Source organism: Flavobacterium collinsii, assembly GCF_946903285.1.
Taxonomy (GTDB): Bacteria; Bacteroidota; Bacteroidia; order Flavobacteriales; family Flavobacteriaceae; genus Flavobacterium; species Flavobacterium collinsii.
This window is the reverse complement of the sequence record NZ_OX336425.1, coordinates 1,770,354-1,791,300: the sequence shown is the minus strand read 5'-3', so window position 1 is coordinate 1,791,300 and position 20,947 is coordinate 1,770,354. Positions and strand designations below refer to the sequence as shown.

The following is a 20,947-nucleotide window of genomic DNA, read 5'->3' as shown; positions in this document are numbered from 1 at the left end:
TACAATTAATTCTTTTCAATTACTTTAACTTCAACAGCTCCTGTACCTTCGAAAAAAGAAACTAGTTCTGCTTCGTTATCATTTACAGCAACTTCCATTAAGAAATGGTCGTCTGTTGTTCTTACATCAGGATTTTCAGCTTGTTTGAATGGCCATAATCTACTTCTCATATAAAAAGTGATAACCATTAAGTGGGCAGCAAAAAATACAGTCATCTCAAACATAATTGGCACAAAAGATGGCATATTTTGAATGAAACTGAAACTTGGCTTTCCACCAATATCCTGAGGCCAGTCATGAATCATGATATAACTCATCATGAATGTTGCAACAGAAATACCAACACATCCGTATAAAAATGCACAAATTGCTAATCTTGTTGGTGCTAAGCCCATAGCTTTATCCAATCCGTGAACTGGGAATGGAGTAAAAACCTCTTCAATATGATGATGAGCAGCTCTGGTTTTCTTTACTGCATCCATCAAAATATCATCGTCATTATAAATGGCGTATATTACTTTATTACTCATGGTGTGAATCTTTATTTGCTGCTCTTTCTCTAATATAATTATCTCCAGTTCCTTTCAAAATTGTTTTCACCTCTGCCTGAGCAATTACAGGGAATGTTCTTGAGTACAATAAAAACAATACGAAGAAGAAACCAATCGTTCCGATGAAAATTCCAATATCAACAAATGTTGGTGAGAACATTGTCCAAGAAGATGGAAGGTAATCTCTATGTAAAGAAGTAACAATAATTACGAATCTTTCAAACCACATTCCGATGTTTACTACAATCGAAATAATAAAGGAGAACATGATACTTGTTCTTAGTTTTTTGAACCACATGAACTGTGGAGAGAAAACGTTACAAGTCATCATCGACCAATATGCCCACCAGTAAGGTCCGGTAGCTCTGTTTAAGAACGCATATTGCTCATACTCTACACCTGAGTACCAAGCTACGAATAACTCAGTGATATACGCTACCCCTACGATAGAACCTGTAATCATGATTACAATATTCATTAACTCAATATGTTGTAGTGTAATATAAGCTTCTAAGTTAGACACTTTTCTCATTACGATCAACAAGGTATTTACCATTGCAAATCCTGAGAATACCGCTCCTGCAACGAAGTACGGAGGGAAAATCGTAGTATGCCATCCCGGGATTACCGAAGTAGCAAAGTCCATCGATACAATAGTGTGTACAGAAAGTACAAGTGGAGTAGCTAAACCTGCAAGTACTAAAGATACTTCTTCAAAACGTTGCCAGTCTTTTGCTCTACCGCTCCATCCAAAACTTAGGATAGAATAAACTCTTTTATTGAAAGGTGTTATTGCTCTGTCACGTAGCATTGCAAAGTCAGGTAATAAACCAGTCCACCAGAAAACCAATGATACTGAAAGATACGTTGAAATTGCAAATACGTCCCAAAGTAATGGCGAGTTAAAGTTTACCCATAAAGATCCAAACTGATTTGGAATAGGTAAAACCCAGTATGCCAACCATGGACGCCCCATGTGAATAATTGGAAATAAACCTGCCTGAACTACTGAGAAGATAGTCATCGCTTCAGCAGAACGGTTAATAGCCATTCTCCAACGCTGACGGAAAAGTAATAATACCGCAGAAATTAATGTTCCGGCGTGACCAATACCAACCCACCAAACGAAGTTCGTGATATCCCAGGCCCAACCAACTGTTTTATTTAATCCCCATGTTCCGATACCTGTAGATACAGTGTAAATTATACAACCTAACCCCCAAAGGAAGGCTATTAATGCGATTGAAAATACAATCCACCATTGTTTGTTTGCAGGCCCCTCAACAGGTGCAGCTACATCTACTGTTACATCGTGATAAGATTTATCACCTATAACTAAAGGTTTTCTAATGGGTGCTTCGTAGTGAGACGACATAATCCTTTATATTGTTTCTAATTAATAATTTTACTAAGTATTTCTAACTTTTACATGATAGAAAACGTTCGGTTTTGTACCAACATGCTCTAATAAATGATACATTCTTTCGCTTTCTGCTAACTTAGCAACTTCGCTTTCTTTATCATTTACATCTCCAAACACCATAGCTCCTGATGAACAAGCTGCAGAACAAGCGCAGGCATTGTTAAACTCATCTTTTGCCACAACTCTACCTTCACGTTTTGCCTGAAGAATAACAGCTTGTGTACTTTGAATACAGAATGAACATTTTTCCATAACTCCACGAGAACGAACGTTTACGTCTGGGTTTAATACCATACGACCTAAATCATCATTCATGTGATAATCGAATTCACTGTTTTTGTTGTACAAGAACCAGTTGAAACGACGTACTTTATATGGACAGTTGTTTGCACAATAACGAGTACCAACACATCTGTTGTATGCCATGTGGTTTTGACCTTGACGACCGTGAGATGTTGCAGCAACCGGACAAACTGTTTCACACGGTGCGTGGTTACAGTGCTGACACATTACTGGTTGGAATGCAACCTGTGGATTGTCTCCAGGTTTTTCCATTTCATTAAATGTAGATAATGAACTTGACAAACCTGCAATATTTTCTTTTCTTTCGTTATCACCTTCAAAAGTGCTTTCAGAAGAATAATACCTGTCAATACGCAACCAGTGCATATCACGGCTTCTTCTTACCTCTGCTTTACCAACAACAGGAACGTTGTTCTCTGCGTGACAAGCAATAACACATGCTCCACAACCTGTACAAGCATTTAAGTCGATAGAAAGGTTAAAGTGATGTCCTGTTGAACGATCAAATGATTCCCATAAATCTACTGTTGTAGCTTTAACTTCCTGGTGATCTAAAGATACCATTGGCTGTGGATTCCAATGTTCAGCATTTTCTTTGTTAAATACATCAAGGGTAGTTTCTTTAATGATATCTCCTCTACCCATTAATGTTTTTTGTCCCTGAACACAAGCAAACTCATGCTCTCCATTTGCTTTCGCAATAGAAACAGACTGAACACTATTGAAATTTTTATATAAAGCGTAAGCATTTAAACCTACCTGCATTTCTTCTTTTAAAGCTGCTTTACGACCGTAACCAACTGCTAAACCAACTGTACCAACAGCTTGTCCTGGCTGAACAATTACCGGTACATTTTCTAATTTAAACCCGTCAGCAGTAGTAATAGTAGCATAACTTCCGTTCAAACCACCGTTAGCAACGATTTCATTAGACAATCCTAATTTCTTAGCATCAGCATTAGAAACAGTAACATAGTTATCCCATGAAACTCTGGTAATTGGATCCGGGAACTCTTGTAACCAAGGGTTATTAGCATGTTGCCCATCTCCTAATCCGGTTTTAGTATATAATACTAACTCGAAATCACCAGCTGCTTTAGATTTTGCAAGTGCATTTGCAGCGGTAGCAGCATCAACAGCACCTCCAGACAATGCAGAAGATCCAACTACTGCAACACCATCGTGTAATACTTTGTTCCAAGAAGATCCTGCAGTAAATGCTGAAGAATTAGCTTTTAAATAATCATAAAAAGTACCTCCGGCACCATTTAATGACAATAAAACATCCTGAAATTGTTTGGTATTGAATATAGGGCGAATCGTTGGTTGCGTTAAGCTATAAGTTCCGCTTGTTATTTCTACATCACCCCAAGACTCTAAATAATGAGGAGCCGGAGCAGCAACAGTAACAATTGAAGCAGTTTCATCTTCTTTTAATGAAAAAGCAACAGATGTTTTCACTTTTTTCAATCCTGAAGCAAAAGCAGATGAATCAGCTAAAGTGTAAACAGGATTAACTCCACTCATAATTAAAGTATGAACACTTCCAGCATTCAGATCTTTAATTAATTGAGAAACAACAGCATTCGATCCTTTTCTAATTTGTCTTGCTCCTGCAGTAGTATAAGCTTCACTCGCCAAAATTTGATTGATAGCTAAAACTAATAACTGAGCGTTTTTATCTTCGATTCCGGATACCAGAACCCCTTTAGATCCGGCAGCTTTTAATTGTTGAGCAGCTTTCACTACTTCAGCTTTAGAAGCAGCATCTAAAGTAACAGGAACAGAAGCACCCGCAATAATGTTATATATTTGAACTAAAGCCTGTTTTTGAACAGCAGTAGTCATTGGAACACGCTTATCAGCAGCTGCTCCGGATAATGTCATATTTGATTCGAATTGGAAATGACGGGACATTTTTCCGTTTTGTGGAATACGTCCTTTTGCATATCCACTATCGTACCCACCACCTTGCCAGTCTCCTAAGAAATCAGCTCCAACAGATACAATTAAATTAGATTTTGAAAAATCATAATCAACTAAAGCTCTTTGACCATATACAGCTTGGAAAGCATCTAAAGCCTCAGATGAAGAAACTGCATCATAAACAACATGCTTAGCATTTGGATTTTTAGCAATAAATTCAGCGATTAATTTTTCAGTAGATGGACTTGCAAGTGTATTCGTTAATAATACAACTTGTTGGTTTTTAGCTTTTGCTTCAGCTAAACTTGATTTAATTTTTAAATCAACAGCTGACCAAGTAGCTTGTTTACCATCTACTTTTGGCTCTTTTAAACGAGCGCTATCATACAATCCTAAGATAGATGCGTGAATTCTCGCATTAGCTGCAAATTTAGCACCAGCGATTGTATTGTTTTCAATTTTAATTGGACGACCCTCACGAGTTTTTACCAAAAGATTAGCAAAATCAAAACCATCAAATACAGTAGTTGCATAGTAATCTGCAACACCAGGAATGATTTGCTCTGGTTGTAAAACATAAGGGATAGACTTGTGCACAGGACCTTCACACGCAGCAAGTGTAACTGCCGCAGTACTAAATCCTACGTACTTTAAAAAGTCACGACGTGAAGTTCCAGATGAAGCTAAAGCATCTGCATTCCCTAAGAATTCATCTGTAGGAATCTCTTCAACAAACTCGTTATTTCTAAGCGCCTCAACAATAGAACTATTTTCTAGTTCTTCAACACTTTTCCAGTATTTTTTGTTTGATGACATTGTATATAAATATTAAAATCTTAATAATTCGATTAATAGTGGCATTTACCGCATTCTAAACCTCCCATTTGCGCTGCAGTCAATTTCTCTACACCGTATTTTTTAGAAAGTTCAGCATGAATTTTATCATAGTAAGCATTTCCTTCCATCTTAACATCAGTTTTTCTATGGCAATCAACACACCATCCCATTGTTAACTTAGAGTATTGCTTCATGATTTCAAATTCCTCCACAGGACCGTGACAAGTTTGACATTCAATACCTCCAACAGTAACGTGTTGAGAGTGATTGAAGTAAACAAAATCAGGCAAGTTATGAATACGAACCCATTTTACTGGCTGTGTTTTTCCGGTATAAGCTTGTTTCGCTTTATCCCAACCAACAGCATCATATAACTTTTGGATTTGAGCATCGTAAAACGCTTTGCTATACTCAGGAGTAGCAGTAGTTTCAGCAACTTCAGAGATGTTTTTATGACAGTTCATACAAACATTCAAAGATGGAATACCAGCAGTTTTACTCACACGAGCAGCAGAGTGGCAATATTTACAATTGATTTCGTTATCACCAGCGTGAATCTTATGAGAATAGTGAATTGGCTGAATTGGCTCGTAGTTTTGATCCACACCAACCTGCATTAGATATCCGTAAACGAAATATCCACTTGCCAATAGCAAGAATATTGCAGTCACCAATACCAAGAATTGGTTTCTGGCAAATGCTTTCCAGATTGGAGTTGAAGCTTCTTTAGGAGCAACTTCAATACCATTATTACGTGCTACTTTAGTCAACACTTTGTTCACCATGAACAACATCACTACCAAGATAGCCATTACAAGTGCAAGCGCACCTAAAATAATATTATTAGAAATACCTCCACCGTCTACATTTGTTCCAGGAGGAGTTGCAGCCCCACCAGCAGCAACCGCCGGTTCAGCTTTTACTTCAGAAGTATACGCAAGAATATTGTCAATATCCCCTGTTGATAATTGAGGAAAAGAAGTCATTACTGACTTGTTGTTTTCTTCAAAAAGTTTTACTGCTACAGGATCACCTGACTTAATCATGTCAGAACTGTTGTGAACCCATTTGTAGATCCAGGCTACGTCATGCTTTGCAGCAACTCCTCGTAAAGCAGGACCTGTTGATTTGGCATCTAATTTGTGACATGCAGCGCAATTTGCATTAAAAAGTTCTTTCCCTTTTACCGGATCACCACCAGCAGTTGCAGCCGGAGCAGCAGCTTCAGGCGCCGCAGGAGCAGCAGGATCTTGAGCAAATGAAGTTAGGGAGAAAAGCAGCGTTAGCGATAAGCTAAGCAGCAATTTTCTTGAGATCGAATTATGGTTACCCACCTTTTTCATATAGTATAATAATTATCTACTAATTTTTGGTATGATTTTTTCTGTAGTAAATCAACGAAAAACTAATACCTTCTTTTAAAACTTGCACAAAAATACGACTTATGTGTTATTCTCAAAACCTTAAAATAGTCTTAAATATCAATTTATATCAATTCTAAATAATATCAAATTTTCACATACTAATTTTAAATAGTATTTTTGCTCAAAAACCATCACATTATGAGAATTTTAACCCCTTCAAAAAGAGTTTTCTTCACCCTAACAATGTTCACTTTAGCTTATAATATTCATGCTCAGGATCAAAATTTAACACTAAATCAGGATCCTAAATTCGAGCAATTATTGAACGACAAACGCAAAATTAACACAGCAATAAGTACAAACGATACTTACAAAATCCAAATCTTCAGCGGTAAAAGCGAAGAAGCAAAGAAAACGTTATCGGATTTCAAAAGAGAATACAACACTATAGACGGGACCATAATCTTCAATACTCCCAACTATAAAGTAATTGTAGGCAATTTCAAGACCCGAATAGAAGCTGAAAAGAACCTGGCAGACATCAAAAAGAGATACAAAAGCGTGTTTCTTCTAAAGCCCGGGAAGTAATCTCCGATTCAAAACAAAATAGCACAAAAAAAAGGCAATTTCACAATCGAAATTGCCTTTTTTTACACCCCTTATCCAGCTTCAAAAACATCCGTTCTACAAGTTAATTAAGCCTCTTTGAAAGAAGTATTACCCCTAAGCTTTCCTTGTTTCTAAAGCCGGAATACTTCTTCCCTAGCCAACTCTAAATCGGTATTGAAAGCTGCATTGGCACGAAGACAATCCAAAGCTGCCTTTCCCAATTCCTTGCCTTTCACGACATCTCTATACCAGTATGCGTCACAAACCACCCAACTTTCGCCAAAATCATATCCACGTTCAAGAATCCCCCTTCTCTATCAGGGAAAGATTTCACTGAATACCAAAGCCCATGCCCAGCCTACCGCAACATGTCCTGACGGAAAAAACCCGACTATTCACAAAACTTCTTCCTTTTAAGGAGTGCAGTTTTTTTTTTGTTTGTTCACCATAAAAGGCCGTTCGTGATTGCAAAAATTCTTTGCCGTATACGCAAACAATCCTTCATCTGTCATCACCCGACGCATAAGCACATACAACTTTGGCGCAAGCAGCTCATCGATATCAATTCCTAAAACAGCCTCAAACAATCTGACCGCATGCGGAAAAGACAAAGCGGCATCACCAACCACCTGCAAAAAACGAATCTGATCTTTAGATTTTGATACTCTTCTGGCGCACTCCAAATCAAATTTGAAAGTATCATAAACTAGTTCAGGAAACGGAGTCAACAGCAACAAACTATTTGGCATTACTTCATCAGAAAGATAGCCGTGCAGCAAATCCAGCATCACCATTCTCATCTCCTCCACATTTGTAAACTTATACACAGCCCTCCCGAACTTGAATCATCTACCCCAAAAACCGGTCATAACATGAAATAGTTTCAGTCTAATACAAAATATACAATCAATACAGATACATCCAACATTATAAAAATAAAAAAATAATCCTACAAATAAATCAATTTCACCAAACAAAACCCTCATAAATATTCTGTCTTTCTGTTTCATTTTATGAATACAAACACAATAACAACCAATCTCTAGAATTTCATCCCTACCGCCTTCACCCTAATCTGTAATTTCCGTTTGAGATTTACCCAATAAAAAAGTCCCAACTTTCGTTGGGACTTTAAAATCTAAATATCGAATTATAAATCAAAAAGCCGTATTAATTGACCACTTTAATTCCATCCGCCATAAATCGTATTTCTTCTTTTGGCTTGGTGATCGCATCTATTTCCGCTTTTGTTTTTTTGGCATCTTTAGCATAATGCTTCAACTCTTCGACAGAAGTAATTTTCTTCTCGGCAGTACCTTCCAGTACAATGCTCTTTCCTTTTAATGCTGTTGGCACAAAAAAAGCATAGTCTTTCATTTTTACAAAAAACGGAGAACCATCTTCTGTTTTCACAGTAACCCAGCAGCCTTTTTTCGGACACACATCGGTTACCACTCCTTTTACCGAGATTTTTTCAGCTTTACGAGTCTTTTCTAATTCACTTTTTAACTTCTCGACCGTGATCGCTTTAGTTTCCGAAGCCTTAGAAACATCGGCACCATAATAATCTCCTACTACGGCATTCCCCGCAGGTGGCGCACTCTTTTCAACTGCTTCCTGCGAAAAAGAGATTGTAGAAAAACTCAAAGAAAGAGCGACCGCATATATAAATTGTCTCATAATCAAATATTTTTAACCAAAAATAGCATTAAAATTGAAATAAACGAAATATTATTTAATTCAGAAATTTCATGCTTTCTTAAGAATATCTATATAAAAAAAGTCCCAACTCTCGTTGGGACTTTAGAATATAAGTATCAAATATTATTTCAATTTCTTTTTGATTGCTACTTCATGATAAGCTTCAATAACATCTCTTTCTTCAATGTCATTGTAACCTTTAATTTGAATACCACAATCATATCCTTTAGAAACTTCTTTAACATCATCTTTGAAACGTTTCAATGCCACAAGTTCTCCTGTATGCACGACCACTCCTTCTCTGATAACTCTAATTTTAGAAGTTCTCATGATTTTACCATCCATCACCATACAACCAGCGATTGAACCAACTTTAGAAATTTTGAAAATCTCACGAATTTCAGCAGTTCCTAAAATTTCTTCTTTCATCTCAGGAGCTAACATTCCTTCCATTGCATCTTTCAAGTCATCGATTGCAGCGTAGATAATAGAGTAGTAACGGATATCGATTTCTTCTTTATCAGCAAGCTGTCTCGCATTTCCTGCAGGACGAACGTTAAATCCGATAATAATCGCATCAGAAGCAGAAGCCAACATAACGTCGGTTTCAGTAATTGCTCCAACACCTTTATGAATGATATTAATTTGAATTTCTTCTGTAGACAATTTAGAGAATGAATCTGATAATGCTTCAACAGATCCATCAACGTCTCCTTTAAGAATCACGTTCAATTCTTTAAATTGACCAAGAGCAATACGACGTCCAATTTCATCAAGTGTAATATGACGCTGTGTACGTACTGATTGTTCACGCATTAATTGAGAACGCTTAGAAGCAATTTGTTTCGCTTCTTTTTCGTCTTCAAAAACGTTAAACTTATCACCGGCAGTTGCAGCTCCATCAAGACCTAAAACAGATACCGGAGTCGAAGGTCCTGCCTCTTTAACAATATGTCCGCGTTCGTCATGCATCGCTTTAATCTTACCATGATGCTTACCAGCCAACATATAATCTCCAACTTTTAAAGTTCCGTGTTGAACTAAAATTGTAGAAACATACCCTTTTCCTTTATCTAAGAACGCCTCAACAACAGTTCCTTGAGCCGCTTTATTAGGGTTTGATTTTAAATCTAAAATCTCAGCCTCTAATAATACTTTTTCCAATAACTCCTTTACCCCTGTTCCTACTTTTGCAGAAATATCATGAGATTGAATTTTTCCACCCCAGTCTTCAACAAGTAAATTCATGCTAGCCAAACGCTCTTTGATTTTCTCAACGTTCGCATTTGGTTTATCAATTTTATTGATTGCAAATATAATTGGCACTCCCGCAGCTTGTGCGTGAGAAATCGCTTCTTTTGTTTGTGGCATGATATCATCATCCGCCGCAACTACTATAATAGCAATATCGGTAACTTGAGCTCCACGTGCACGCATTGCAGTAAACGCCTCGTGACCCGGTGTATCTAAAAATGCAATTTTTTGACCATTATCTAAAGTTACTCCGTATGCTCCAATGTGCTGTGTAATACCTCCAGACTCTCCGGCAATAACATTTTCTTTACGAATATAATCCAGCAAAGATGTTTTACCGTGATCGACGTGACCCATTACAGTAACGATTGGCGCTCTAACTACCAAGTCTTCTTCTTTATCTTCAACTACCTCAATAGCTTCTTCGATATCAACCGTGATAAACTCTACTTCATAACCAAACTCATCAGCTACAATTGTTAAAGTTTCAGCATCTAAACGTTGGTTCATGGTAACCATAATACCAAGAGACATACAAGTTCCAATTACTTTAGTAATCGGCACATCCATCATGATTGCAATTTCACCTACAGTAACAAACTCGGTAACTTTAATCGTTTTACTTCCTTCGTCAAGTGCTCTTTGCTCATCATCAGATTTCTGACGGTGCGTTTCTCTCTTATCTCTTCTGTATTTAGCCGCTTTAGATTTTCCTCCTTTACCCTGAAGTTTTTCAAGAGTTTCTCTAATTTGGTTTTTTACTTCCTCTTCAGTAGGCTCAACTTTTGCTACAATCGCAGGACGGTTTCCTTTTACAAAACCAGGTCTTGCACTTCTGTTAGCATTAAAACCTCCACCACCAGTATTTGGTGTAATTTTATTAGGATTTGGAGTTCCTGACGCATTACCTGTTGCAGGTTTTGGTGCACCCGGAGTTCCCGGTTTAGGAGCGATTCTTTTACGCTTATTTTTATTAGCGTTATTTCCGGCTCCCGGAGCTCCTGGTTTATTAGGAGTAATCTTAGGATCTTCTTTCTTCTTTTTAGGCTTGTTAAATTGAGACAAGTCAATTGTTTGCCCGGTAAGAGTAGTTCCAGATAATTTTTGATATTGTGTTGTAATGGTTTCCTCGGCAGTCGTAGGATCAGTTGAAACAACAGGTTCCTGCGCTACTTTTGGAGCCTCTACTTTTACTTCTTTTTTCTCTGTAATAATAGGTTTTTCTACCTTTTTCTCTTCAGAAACTACCGGAGCAACTACAGGCTCTGGCTGTACGATTTCTTTTTGAACAGGTTTTTCTGGCTGAGTTGGAGTAACAACTACTTTTGGTTCTTCAGCTTTCACTGGTTCCTCAACAGGAGTAGAAACAACTACAGGTTTCTTAGGGTTTAAATCAATTTTACCTACTTGAACAGGTCCTGTTACAACTGCTCTCGCTTTTATAACTTCCTGTTGTTTTTGGCGCTCCTCGTCTTGTCTGCGTTTGTCCTCAATTTCTTTCTCACGTTCAACACGTAATGCTTCTTTCTCTTTTCTCTTCTCTTCTCCTACCTCTTTAGAAGCTTCCTTATTCCCCTTATCGCCCGCAAATTGGCTTTGTAGGATATTAAATTCGCTGTCAGAAATTTTTGCATTTGGATTTGCATCAATAGCAATTCCCTTATCTTTTAGATAATCAACAGCTCTTTCTAACGAAATATTTAATTCCCTTAAAACCTTGTTTATTCTTATTACTCTCTCTTCAGACATATAACCTTTTTATTATTACCTTTTTCGTTGTGTTGTTAGAGCAGATAACTAGCTATCAAACTCTTCTTTTAGTATTTTCATAACATCAAGAATTGTTTCCTCTTCTAAATCTGTTCTTCTTACTAAATCTTCTACTTCTTGCTTTAAGATACTTCTAGCTGTATCTAAACCAATTTTTGCAAATTCTTCGATAACCCAGCCTTCAATTTCATCTGAAAACTCAGTTAATTCAACGTCATCGTCTTCGCCACTAGCAACATCACCTTCTCTGATAACATCTAACTCGTAACCCGTTAACTGACCTGCTAATTTTATATTGTGACCTCCTCTACCAATTGCTTTAGAAACCTCTTCTAACTTCAAGAAAACTTCAGCTCTTTTATTTTCTTCATCAATTTTGATAGACGAAACTTTAGCAGGACTCAAGGCTCTTGTAATAAACAATTGAATATTGTTTGTATAGTTGATTACATCAATGTTTTCGTTTCCTAACTCACGAACGATTCCGTGAATACGAGATCCTTTCATACCCACACAAGCTCCAACCGGATCAATTCTGTCATCATAAGAATCTACCGCTACTTTTGCTTTTTCACCCGGAATACGAACTACATTTTTCACTGTAATCAAACCGTCGAATACTTCAGGAATTTCCTGCTCAAACAATTTCTCCAAAAACTTCTCAGAAGTTCTAGACATGATAATTTGAGGTTTGTTTCCTTTTAATTCAACACTTTCAATGATTCCACGAACATTATCTCCTTTGCGGAAAAAGTCAGATGGAATTTGTTTTTCTTTTGGAAGCACAATTTCATTTCCTTCATCATCGACCAAAATTACAACTCTTGGACGTACGTGGTGCACTTCGGCAGTATAAATATCACCGATAATATCTTTAAATTGCTTGTAAAGATTCGTATTATCGTGTTCGTGAATTTTAGATATTAAGTTTTGACGCAAAGCCAAAATAGCTCTTCTTCCTAAATCAATCAATTTTACCTCTTCAGAAACCTCTTCACCGATTTCAAAATCAGCTTCAATCATTCTTGCTTCAGTTAAAGTAATCTCTTCGTTTTCAAAATCCAGATCTTCATCAGCAACAATTACTCTTCTTCTCCAGATCTCCATATCTCCTTTATCAGGATTTATAATGATGTCGAAGTTATCATCAGAACCGTATTTTTTCTTCAATGCATTTCTAAACACGTCCTCTAAAATTGCCATAAGCGTTACACGATCAATAAGTTTATTATCTTTAAACTCTGAGAATGAATCGATTAATGCTAAATTTTCCATGCGAATTCTTTAATTAAAATGTTACTGTAACAATTGCCTCTTTAATTTCTGTATAAGGTATTTGCTGCTCTTTTTGAACTGTTTCTTTTCCTTTTCCTACTTTTTTCGGTTCTCTTGCTTTCCAAGACAAAATTATAAAAACATCGTTAGCTTCCACCAATTCTGCCTCAATTTTTTCAGTATTTGTAGTAACAATCAACGTTCTACCAATATTTTTGATGTATTGTCTTGTCATTTTCAAAGGTGACCCTACTCCAACAGAGGCTACTTCAAGCGAAAAATCCTGCTCTTCACGATCCAGATTATTCTCGACCGCACGACTTACGTCGATACAATCTTGTAGCGCCACTCCATTATCACCATCTAAACCAACACTAATCTTAAAAGAGTCTGACACAACCAGATCAATCAAAAAGATCGATGGCTTCTCCAGAAGAGCTTCTGTAATTAATCCGTTTACTTTTTCTTTAAATGTCATAATTTTATAAAAAGAGGGGACACTTAGTCCCCTCATTATTTAGATTTTAATAAATAACGGTGCAAATATAGTGTTTTTTTTATAAATCAAAATAAATAGATTGCCCTAAAAATATTTCTTATCTTTATAAATACATTAAAACAACCAATTTTAACTATTCAAGCCCCAACACTATGAAACGAATCCTGGTTCCAACCGATTTCTCCGAACATGCAGAAGACGCTTTAAAAGTCGCTTCTCAGATTGCAAAGAAAAACAATTCCGAAATAATCATCTTACACATGCTCGAATTACCAAGCCAAATGAACGATGCAATTTTAGGCGGCACAAGTATTCCCGAAACCATGCTTTTTATGAAAAAAGCCAACGAAATGCTTGATCAGATCTCTTCAAGACCTTATCTGGAGGGGATTCAGATTACAGAAATCGTAAAAATAGACAAACCCATCCACGGCATTACCCAAATAGGCAAAGAATACGAAATCGATTTGATTATAATGGGATCACACGGATCATCCGGCATCGAAGAACTCTTAATTGGCTCAAATACTGAAAAAGTAGTTCGAAATTCCGAAATCCCAGTCCTTGTAATCAAAAAAAACAATACTAATTTTAGAGCTTCCGACATTGTTTTTGCTTCAGATTTCTCACCAGAAACCAAAATACCTTTTGAAAAATTCCTGAAATTCACTAAAGTTTTTGACTCAAAAATACACTTGGTAACCATTTGCACCCCCAACAGCTTTAAACCAACTCACGAAGTTCAACAAACAATAGATGCTTTTGTAACCGAATTTAACCTAACCAATTATACCGCTCAAATCTATAATGACACCAATATCGAAAAAGGAATTATTAACTTTTCCAACAGCATTAATGCCGACATCATCGGAATGTGCACACATGGAAGAACCGGTTTTGCACACTTTTTCAACGGAAGCATTAGCGAAGGGTTAGTAAATCACGCGATCAGACCAGTTCTTACTTTCAAAATCTAAAAGAATCCATCTGTCAAATTTCCAACCTGGCACTTCCAGAAAAACTAAAGCATAAAAAAAGCCTCTCGAACGAGAGGCTTTTTATGTTGGTCTACTAGGACTCGAACCTAGAAAGACTGCACCAAAAACAGTTGTGTTACCATTACACCATAGACCAGCAGTGCGATTAAGCGAGTGCAAAATTAAAACTTTTTTTAGTTTACGCAAACTTTTTTCAACAAAAAAATCAATCTTTAAAAATTAGTGCATCACTCCACTCCCCTTTTTTCCACTCTCCAGCTTTCCTTTTCACCTCAAAAACCAATACAAAACTCATGAAATCAATTTCTTATACAAAACAACAAGAAACCCAGATTTATTCTTATCCAGCCTGCTTATTTTTTTATAAACCCCAACTTCGAATCATCTTAAAACAGACCGAAACATCAAGGCATAAAAAAAGCCTCTCAAATGAGAGGCTTTACGTTGGTCTACTAGGACTCGAACCTAGAAAGACTGCACCAAAAACAGTTGTGTTACCATTACACCATAGACCAGTAAAAGCGGTTAAGCGAGTGCAAATTTAAAGCTTTTTTTAGTTCGCACAAGCTTTTTGAAGAAAAAAAATCATTTTTTGTTGTTTTTTTTTTCTTTAAAATTCGTAACATTCACACAAGTATTTCACAAACAACACCTTACTTCAGTCAAATACTTTTACAGATTTTTTTGTTAATGCTCGTTTCTTTAAACAAAAAAACATTTTCTTTGTACGATAGAAAAATTACAAAATTTTAACACCTAAATATGGCACAATTCAATTTCAATAAATGGAATACTATTGTTGGTTGGTTTGCATTCGCAATCGCTTTAATTACCTATACCTTAACCGTTGAACCTACTATGAGTTTTTGGGATTGCGGAGAGTATATCGCCACCGCAGCTAAACTAGAAGTAGGCCACCCACCCGGAGCTCCTTTATTTCAAATGATGGGTGCTTTTTTCGCGATGTTCGCGACAGACGCACAACATGTCGCCTTAATGGTTAATATGATGTCGGTTTTCTCAAGTGCGTTTACAATCCTATTTCTATTTTGGTCTTCTTCTATGATTTTGAAAAAAATTGTAGGACGTTTTGCCGAAATCGACCAAAACAATTCAATTGTTATTTTAGGAAGTTCATTTGTTGGAGCACTTGCCTATACTTTTTCTGACAGTTTCTGGTTTAATGCCGTTGAAGCCGAAGTTTACGCCATGGCCTCCTTATTAATTGCTTTGCTTTTCTGGCTTGGTCTACGTTGGGAGCAGGATATGGATCAGCCAAAGGGAAACAGATGGCTATTAATCATCTCTCTTGTTATCGGACTTTCGTTTGGAGTTCACTTTATGGCTTTATTAACCATTCCTTCCATTGGATTCCTTTATTACTTCAAACATTACGAAAAAGTTACGATCAAAAATTTCCTTATTGCCAATGTTGTGGTAATTGGTGTTTTACTTTTTATCTTCAAATTGCTTTTACCTTTAACTATGGAAGCCTTTGCAGATACTGAAGTTTTTATGGTAAATAGCTTTGGACTGCCTTTTAACTCAGGAACTATTTTTGTAACACTGATTCTAATCGCTTTCTTCTATTTTGGATTAAAATTCACCAAACAAAAAGGATTGATTTTTTACAATACTGTCATTCTTTGTATTCTATTTATATTTATTGGATTCTCTACCTGGATAATGCTTCCTGTTCGCGCTAACGCCAACACTGTAATTAACGAAAATAAACCTTCTGATGCTGCTGAAGTATTAGCTTATTACAATCGTGAACAGTATGGAGTAAATCCGCTGTTTTACGGCCCTCAGTATACCGAAGTTTTTGCTGGTCTTGATGCAAAAAATCCTTATTCAGACAAAGCACCTAACTACGAAAGAGATTACAAAACCGGTAAATACATCATTACCAATAATTACAAAAACGCTCAACAAAATTCGGACGACAATCAAAAAACGATTCTGCCTAGAATGTGGAGTACCGAAACAGGACACATTCAAAACTATATCAATTTTACAAATCCTCCTCAATTCAGAATTAACCCAAATTATGACTACGAACAGGATTTAGGAAAATACGGAATCGATGCCAGCCAGTTAAGCGAAGAGGAATACAACAAAGCTACGGCGCAATTGCGTAATGAAGTTGAAAAAACAGTTTCGGAATTCAGAAAAGCCTACGCTCAAAAACAAATTGACAACGAAGGTTATGTAAAATTCTTAAAAAGCTATGGCGATTATCTAATCATCGAGAAACCAACTGCTGTAGACAATTTTAGCTTCATGTTCGAATACCAATTCGGATATATGTACTGGAGATATCTGATGTGGAATTTCGTTGGACGTCAGAGTGATGTTCAAGGGAAATACGATAATATTGACGGGAATTGGATTAGCGGAATCAAAGCTCTTGACTCTTTACACTTAGGTTCTCAGGACAATCTACCCTCGGATGTGGTAAACAATAAAGGAAGAAATGTTTATTATTTCCTGCCTTTTATCCTGGGACTTATTGGATTAATGTACCATGCCAATAAAGATTTAAAGAGCTTCTACGTTCTTTTAGCTTTATTTTTATTTACGGGAATTGCTTTAAAAATATACTTAAACGAAAGGCCTTTTGAACCACGCGAGAGAGATTATGCATTAGTCGGATCTTTTTATGTGTTTGCCATCTGGATTGGATTTGGCGTTTATTCGCTTTATGAAAGCATCCAGAAATATATTGCACCCAAAATTGCCGGCCCGGTTATTATTGCCACAAGTTTACTGGCTGCACCTATTTTAATGGCTTCTCAAAACTGGGACGACCATGATAGATCAGGAAGATATACTGCTGTTGCAATGGCAAAAGCTTATTTATACTCCTGCGATAAAGACGCTATTTTGTTTACCATTGGAGACAATGACACCTTCCCACTGTGGTACGCTCAGGAAATCGAGCACATTAGAACAGACGTTAAAATCGTAAATACCAGCCTGTTCATGACCGATTGGTATATCGACCAAATGAAAGCAAAAGCATACGAGTCTGACCCGTTGCCAATATCTTTTACACACGATCAGTATGTGGGTGACAAATTGGATTATGTAGCGCATATCCCAAAAATTGATACCCGCTGGAATATCAAGGACTTTATTGATTTTATTAAAAACCCGAAATCAACTGTAGGTTTACAAAACGGACAAACAATCCATTTTTATCCTACAAACAAAATCAGAGTTCCTATAGACAAAAATGTCATTATCAAAAACAAAGTCGTTAATCCAAAATACAACGATTCTATAGTTTCTTATATGGATATTGACATCAAAGGAAGCGCATTATACAAAAATCGTTTAATGATGTTAGACATTTTGGCTAACAACAATTGGAAAAGACCAATTTATTTTAGCGGAGGTGCTTTTGACGATGAAGATTATTTGTGGCTAAAAGATTACTTACAACTGGATGGGATGGTTTACAAATTAGTTCCTATTAAAAATGTACCTTCAAAAGATGGAGGACCAATGGATATGGGACAGATGGATACTGACAAAACTTATAATATTGTAATGAAATGGGACTGGGGCAACAGTAATGGTAACATTTATCACGATCCTGAAACCAGAAGAAACAGCATCACGTACCGTACTAATTTATCCCGTTTGATGGATCAGCTTATCACTGAAGGCAAAATAGATAAAGCTAAAAAAGTGATCGAACTGGCAATGACAAAAATGCCAGTAGACAAATTTGGCTATTATTCATTAGTAGAACCTTTTGCAGGCGGATATTACAAAGTAGGAGAAACTGCTAAAGCACATGATTTGCTTAACAAACTTGTTCAAAAATACAAGGAAGAACTAAACTATTATGCGACTCTGACTCCTAATGACCAAACCGACTTAGCAATTGACATTATTACTGACATCGAACGCTACAGAAGCTTATTACAAGTGATGAAAGAAAACAACGATCTTGCTTTCTACGAAAAACATAAGGTAACATTTAATACTTATGTAAATGTTTTCGAACGCTTTGGAAGAGAAAAAGAATAAGTTACGAAAAATATAGCAATTAAAAAAATGCAGCGCCTCTTGATTAGTAGCGCTGCATTTTCTAATTTTACATATCTGTAAACCACTACAAAATGAGCTTTTATTGGGTAAAAACAAATTCATTCATTAAAAAGGTGTTTTCTAAATATTGTTGGGACATTCCAAACAACGAAAAGAAAATATACCTCACCTTTGATGATGGTCCAACTCCGGAGATTACAGACTGGGTTTTATCCGAATTAAAAAAATTCGACGCAAAAGCCACTTTTTTCTGCATCGGAAAAAACATAAAAGCCAACCTCTCCCTGTTCGAAAAATTAATCACAGAAGGACATTCCATCGGTAACCACACCATGAACCACGTTAACGGCTGGAAAAGCCAAACCGATGATTATATTCAAAATGTACAGCATTGTGCTGCCGTTCTGGAAAAGGAGAAAACGTGCAATCTTATCTTTCGCCCGCCTTACGGAAAAATCAAAAAAGCGCAATCTAAAATCTTACGAAAGTTAGGGTATAAAATTATCATGTGGGACGTTTTAAGCGCCGATTTCGATCAGAGTATCACTCCTGAGAAATGTCTTGAAAACGTAACTAAAAATGTAAAGTCAGGAAGTGTAATTGTATTCCATGATAGTATAAAAGCATCACCAAATCTAAAATTTGCCCTGCCTAAAACGTTACACTTTTTAAAAGAAAATGGGTATACATTTGATATTATTCACTAAATAATATCGCTAAGAAAGTAATATTCTATAAATTAAATTGTTCCTGGACAATTCCTATAATCGTATTCGCATCAAGTTCTCCGGATTGCCTCCAGATCATTTGCCCTTCTTTATAAATCATTAAAGTAGGAAGCCCCTTAATACGTAGTGCTTCTGCTAATTCCTGATTTTTATCCACATCAATTTTGATCACCTTGGCTTTATCGCCAAGTGCAGCCGCAACATCCTTAATTACAGGATGCATCGATACAGATGATTCGTTCCAATCGGTGTAAAAATCAATCAACACTGGAACTTGAGCATTTATAAGTTCTCCAAATTTTGACATAAAACCAAAAATTTAATTCTTTTTTAATCTTTTAAAAAGAGATAATTATATACAAATGTAGCATTTTTAACGAATTAAGCCACATTGTTCCCTTTTTTTAGTTCAATCACGGTTATTTCGGGCATAATACCTACACGCCCCGGATAAGCATGAAAACCAAATCCACGATTCACATAAACGTATCGGCCTGCATTTTCATACAGTCCTGCCCATTGCTTATAGATATACTGCGCCAGGCTCCATTTAAAATAACCCGGAATTTCTATCCCAAATTGCATGCCATGTGTATGTCCTGACAGTGTTAAATGAAACTTTTTCGGATGATTTTTAATTTCGTACTCCCAATGCGTCGGATCATGACTCATCACCACTTTAAAATCGTCCTGAGTAACATTCTCAGAGGCTTTGTTTAAATCTCCTGCCTTTTTAAAATTCTGCCCCCAGTTTTCCACCCCAATCAATGCAATTTTGTCATCGCCTTTTTGAATGTATCGGTGTTCGTTTAACAAAAGGTCGAATCCGATCTGACCGTAAAGATTCTTAATTTCTTTGAAGTTCTCGTCTTTTTCTTTTTCAGAAGGCCAGGTTACATATTCGCCATAATCATGGTTTCCTAAAACTGAAAATTTACCATATTTATAATTCTTTATTCTTTTAAAGGTTTCCAGCCAGGGATGCATTTCTTTAGCATGTGTGTTGACAATATCACCAGTAAATAAAATTAAATCGGCTTCCTGAGCATTAATCAGGTCAATTGCATAATTGATCTTATCCGGATTGTCAAAACTTCCACTATGAACATCGGATATCTGAGTAATTTTAAACCCATCAAAAGCATCCGGAAGATCCGGAAAAAAGATCGTTTGCTTAATTACTTTAAAATTATATTTCCCTTCAAAAATTCCATAAATTAAAGAAAGAAAAGGAACTGCTGCCAGTCCCAAACCAATCTGACTAATAAATTTTCGCCTTGACGGAATAGCCTCTGAACCACTTGAATTGTAGACAAAATAATTTACTATTCCTGCTCCTAATCTGAAAATATCTTCGCCAAACATGATTAGTGTAAGCACAATTTTTGGCACATAAACCAACAGCATCAAACCGGTCGTAAACATAAACTGTCTCGTTTGTCCAACGGAGCGGTCAACCTGTGAAAAAGAATACATGATAAAAATTAAAAGCAGTAAACTTATAATTTGATACCCCACCAACACCCATCTTAATTTGATCAAAGTGCGAAAGGCCTGATACGAATAGAACTCAATAAATAGAAGAAGAGCGCAAAGAATTAGAAACTTAAGGATCATTATTTATAGTTTTCAACAAAGTAACAAAGA

The 20,947-nt window shown here is 36.4% G+C and carries 15 protein-coding genes and 2 tRNA genes; 4 read left to right on the top strand and 13 right to left on the bottom strand.

From position 1 onward, the window contains the following. Positions 1-5 precede the first annotated feature (5 nt). Genes OGZ34_RS07945 through OGZ34_RS07930 form a run of 4 tightly spaced genes read right to left on the bottom strand, consistent with a single transcriptional unit; the run spans position 6 to position 6,383 of the window. The gene (locus tag OGZ34_RS07945) at positions 6-530 is read right to left on the bottom strand and encodes a DUF3341 domain-containing protein (RefSeq protein WP_017498155.1); all 525 of its coding nucleotides are present in this window, start codon (positions 528-530) and stop codon (positions 6-8) included. Next, positions 523-1,926 carry an NrfD/PsrC family molybdoenzyme membrane anchor subunit gene (nrfD, locus tag OGZ34_RS07940; RefSeq protein WP_173964114.1) on the bottom strand — a complete coding sequence of 468 codons (1,404 nt, stop codon included), beginning with the start codon at positions 1,924-1,926 and terminating at the stop codon, positions 523-525. The genes OGZ34_RS07945 and nrfD overlap by 8 nt, the downstream gene beginning before the upstream one ends. Positions 1,927-1,959: 33 nt before the next feature. Continuing rightward, on the bottom strand, positions 1,960-5,019 hold the full coding sequence (locus OGZ34_RS07935; protein WP_263362681.1) for a TAT-variant-translocated molybdopterin oxidoreductase: 3,060 nt from the start codon (positions 5,017-5,019) through the stop codon (positions 1,960-1,962). A 32-nt stretch (positions 5,020-5,051) separates the two neighbouring features. Next, a complete protein-coding gene (locus OGZ34_RS07930) occupies positions 5,052-6,383 on the bottom strand; it encodes a c-type cytochrome (protein WP_173964116.1) in 1,332 nt (443 codons plus the stop codon). A 219-nt stretch (positions 6,384-6,602) separates the two neighbouring features. On the opposite strand from OGZ34_RS07930, the gene OGZ34_RS07925 reads away from it, so the two are divergent. Next, positions 6,603-6,992, top strand: a complete 390-nt coding sequence (locus tag OGZ34_RS07925; protein WP_173964117.1) for an SPOR domain-containing protein — start codon at positions 6,603-6,605, stop codon at positions 6,990-6,992. 434 nt (positions 6,993-7,426) lie between these two features. On the opposite strand, the gene OGZ34_RS07920 is transcribed toward OGZ34_RS07925, so the two are convergent. The 5 genes from OGZ34_RS07920 to rimP all read right to left on the bottom strand — a co-directional run bounded on the left by OGZ34_RS07920 (position 7,427) and on the right by rimP (position 13,491). Beyond that, positions 7,427-7,840 carry a phosphatase PAP2 family protein gene (locus tag OGZ34_RS07920; RefSeq protein WP_263362680.1) on the bottom strand — a complete coding sequence of 138 codons (414 nt, stop codon included), beginning with the start codon at positions 7,838-7,840 and terminating at the stop codon, positions 7,427-7,429. 343 nt (positions 7,841-8,183) lie between these two features. Then, positions 8,184-8,693: a DUF4920 domain-containing protein gene (locus OGZ34_RS07915; RefSeq protein ID WP_263362679.1), complete on the bottom strand. Its 510-nt coding sequence runs from the start codon at positions 8,691-8,693 to the stop codon at positions 8,184-8,186. A 144-nt stretch (positions 8,694-8,837) separates the two neighbouring features. Next, positions 8,838-11,717 carry a translation initiation factor IF-2 gene (gene infB / locus OGZ34_RS07910; protein WP_263362678.1) on the bottom strand — a complete coding sequence of 960 codons (2,880 nt, stop codon included), beginning with the start codon at positions 11,715-11,717 and terminating at the stop codon, positions 8,838-8,840. 48 nt (positions 11,718-11,765) lie between these two features. Continuing rightward, positions 11,766-13,013, bottom strand: coding sequence for a transcription termination factor NusA (gene nusA / locus OGZ34_RS07905; protein ID WP_099710734.1), 1,248 nt, complete (start codon positions 13,011-13,013; stop codon positions 11,766-11,768). Between the two features lie 13 nt (positions 13,014-13,026). After that, positions 13,027-13,491 carry a ribosome assembly cofactor RimP gene (gene rimP / locus OGZ34_RS07900; protein WP_173964121.1) on the bottom strand — a complete coding sequence of 155 codons (465 nt, stop codon included), beginning with the start codon at positions 13,489-13,491 and terminating at the stop codon, positions 13,027-13,029. Positions 13,492-13,664: 173 nt separating this feature from the next. Here rimP and OGZ34_RS07895 point away from each other — a divergent pair, with 173 nt between their 5' ends. After that, positions 13,665-14,489 (top strand): universal stress protein, encoded by an 825-nt coding sequence (locus tag OGZ34_RS07895; protein WP_263362677.1) that lies wholly within the window; start codon positions 13,665-13,667, stop codon positions 14,487-14,489. A gap of 86 nt (positions 14,490-14,575) precedes the next feature. On the opposite strand, the gene OGZ34_RS07890 is transcribed toward OGZ34_RS07895, so the two are convergent. Together OGZ34_RS07890 and OGZ34_RS07885 are read right to left on the bottom strand one after the other, a co-directional pair. Continuing rightward, positions 14,576-14,646, bottom strand: a tRNA-Gln gene (locus OGZ34_RS07890). A gap of 308 nt (positions 14,647-14,954) precedes the next feature. Then, a tRNA-Gln gene (locus OGZ34_RS07885) sits at positions 14,955-15,025 on the bottom strand. Between the two features lie 247 nt (positions 15,026-15,272). Here OGZ34_RS07885 and OGZ34_RS07880 point away from each other — a divergent pair. Both OGZ34_RS07880 and OGZ34_RS07875 read left to right on the top strand, forming a co-directional pair. Then, positions 15,273-18,551: a glycosyltransferase family 117 protein gene (locus OGZ34_RS07880; RefSeq protein ID WP_263362676.1), complete on the top strand. Its 3,279-nt coding sequence runs from the start codon at positions 15,273-15,275 to the stop codon at positions 18,549-18,551. A 92-nt stretch (positions 18,552-18,643) separates the two neighbouring features. After that, entirely contained in the window at positions 18,644-19,279 is a 636-nt protein-coding gene (locus OGZ34_RS07875) for a polysaccharide deacetylase family protein (protein WP_173964124.1), read from the top strand. Between the two features lie 25 nt (positions 19,280-19,304). Here OGZ34_RS07875 and OGZ34_RS07870 read toward each other — a convergent pair whose 3' ends face one another. Next, the gene (locus tag OGZ34_RS07870; RefSeq protein WP_068844990.1) at positions 19,305-19,607 is read right to left on the bottom strand and encodes a thioredoxin family protein; all 303 of its coding nucleotides are present in this window, start codon (positions 19,605-19,607) and stop codon (positions 19,305-19,307) included. Between the two features lie 74 nt (positions 19,608-19,681). Beyond that, complete coding sequence (locus OGZ34_RS07865) at positions 19,682-20,917, bottom strand: metallophosphoesterase (protein ID WP_263362675.1); 1,236 nt, start codon at positions 20,915-20,917, stop codon at positions 19,682-19,684. Positions 20,918-20,947 lie beyond the last annotated feature (30 nt).

Excerpts from the sequence above, each read along its gene's own strand:
- OGZ34_RS07945 (WP_017498155.1), bottom strand. The coding sequence starts at position 530 with ATGAGTAATAAAGTAATATACGCCATTTATAATGACGATGATATTTTG.
- nrfD (WP_173964114.1), bottom strand. The coding sequence starts at position 1,926 with ATGTCGTCTCACTACGAAGCACCCATTAGAAAACCTTTAGTTATAGGT.
- OGZ34_RS07935 (WP_263362681.1), bottom strand. The coding sequence starts at position 5,019 with ATGTCATCAAACAAAAAATACTGGAAAAGTGTTGAAGAACTAGAAAAT.
- OGZ34_RS07930 (WP_173964116.1), bottom strand. The coding sequence starts at position 6,383 with ATGAAAAAGGTGGGTAACCATAATTCGATCTCAAGAAAATTGCTGCTT.
- OGZ34_RS07925 (WP_173964117.1), top strand. The coding sequence starts at position 6,603 with ATGAGAATTTTAACCCCTTCAAAAAGAGTTTTCTTCACCCTAACAATG.
- OGZ34_RS07915 (WP_263362679.1), bottom strand. The coding sequence starts at position 8,693 with ATGAGACAATTTATATATGCGGTCGCTCTTTCTTTGAGTTTTTCTACA.
- infB (WP_263362678.1), bottom strand. The coding sequence starts at position 11,717 with ATGTCTGAAGAGAGAGTAATAAGAATAAACAAGGTTTTAAGGGAATTA.
- nusA (WP_099710734.1), bottom strand. The coding sequence starts at position 13,013 with ATGGAAAATTTAGCATTAATCGATTCATTCTCAGAGTTTAAAGATAAT.
- rimP (WP_173964121.1), bottom strand. The coding sequence starts at position 13,491 with ATGACATTTAAAGAAAAAGTAAACGGATTAATTACAGAAGCTCTTCTG.
- OGZ34_RS07895 (WP_263362677.1), top strand. The coding sequence starts at position 13,665 with ATGAAACGAATCCTGGTTCCAACCGATTTCTCCGAACATGCAGAAGAC.
- OGZ34_RS07880 (WP_263362676.1), top strand. The coding sequence starts at position 15,273 with ATGGCACAATTCAATTTCAATAAATGGAATACTATTGTTGGTTGGTTT.
- OGZ34_RS07875 (WP_173964124.1), top strand. The coding sequence starts at position 18,644 with ATGAGCTTTTATTGGGTAAAAACAAATTCATTCATTAAAAAGGTGTTT.
- OGZ34_RS07870 (WP_068844990.1), bottom strand. The coding sequence starts at position 19,607 with ATGTCAAAATTTGGAGAACTTATAAATGCTCAAGTTCCAGTGTTGATT.
- OGZ34_RS07865 (WP_263362675.1), bottom strand. The coding sequence starts at position 20,917 with ATGATCCTTAAGTTTCTAATTCTTTGCGCTCTTCTTCTATTTATTGAG.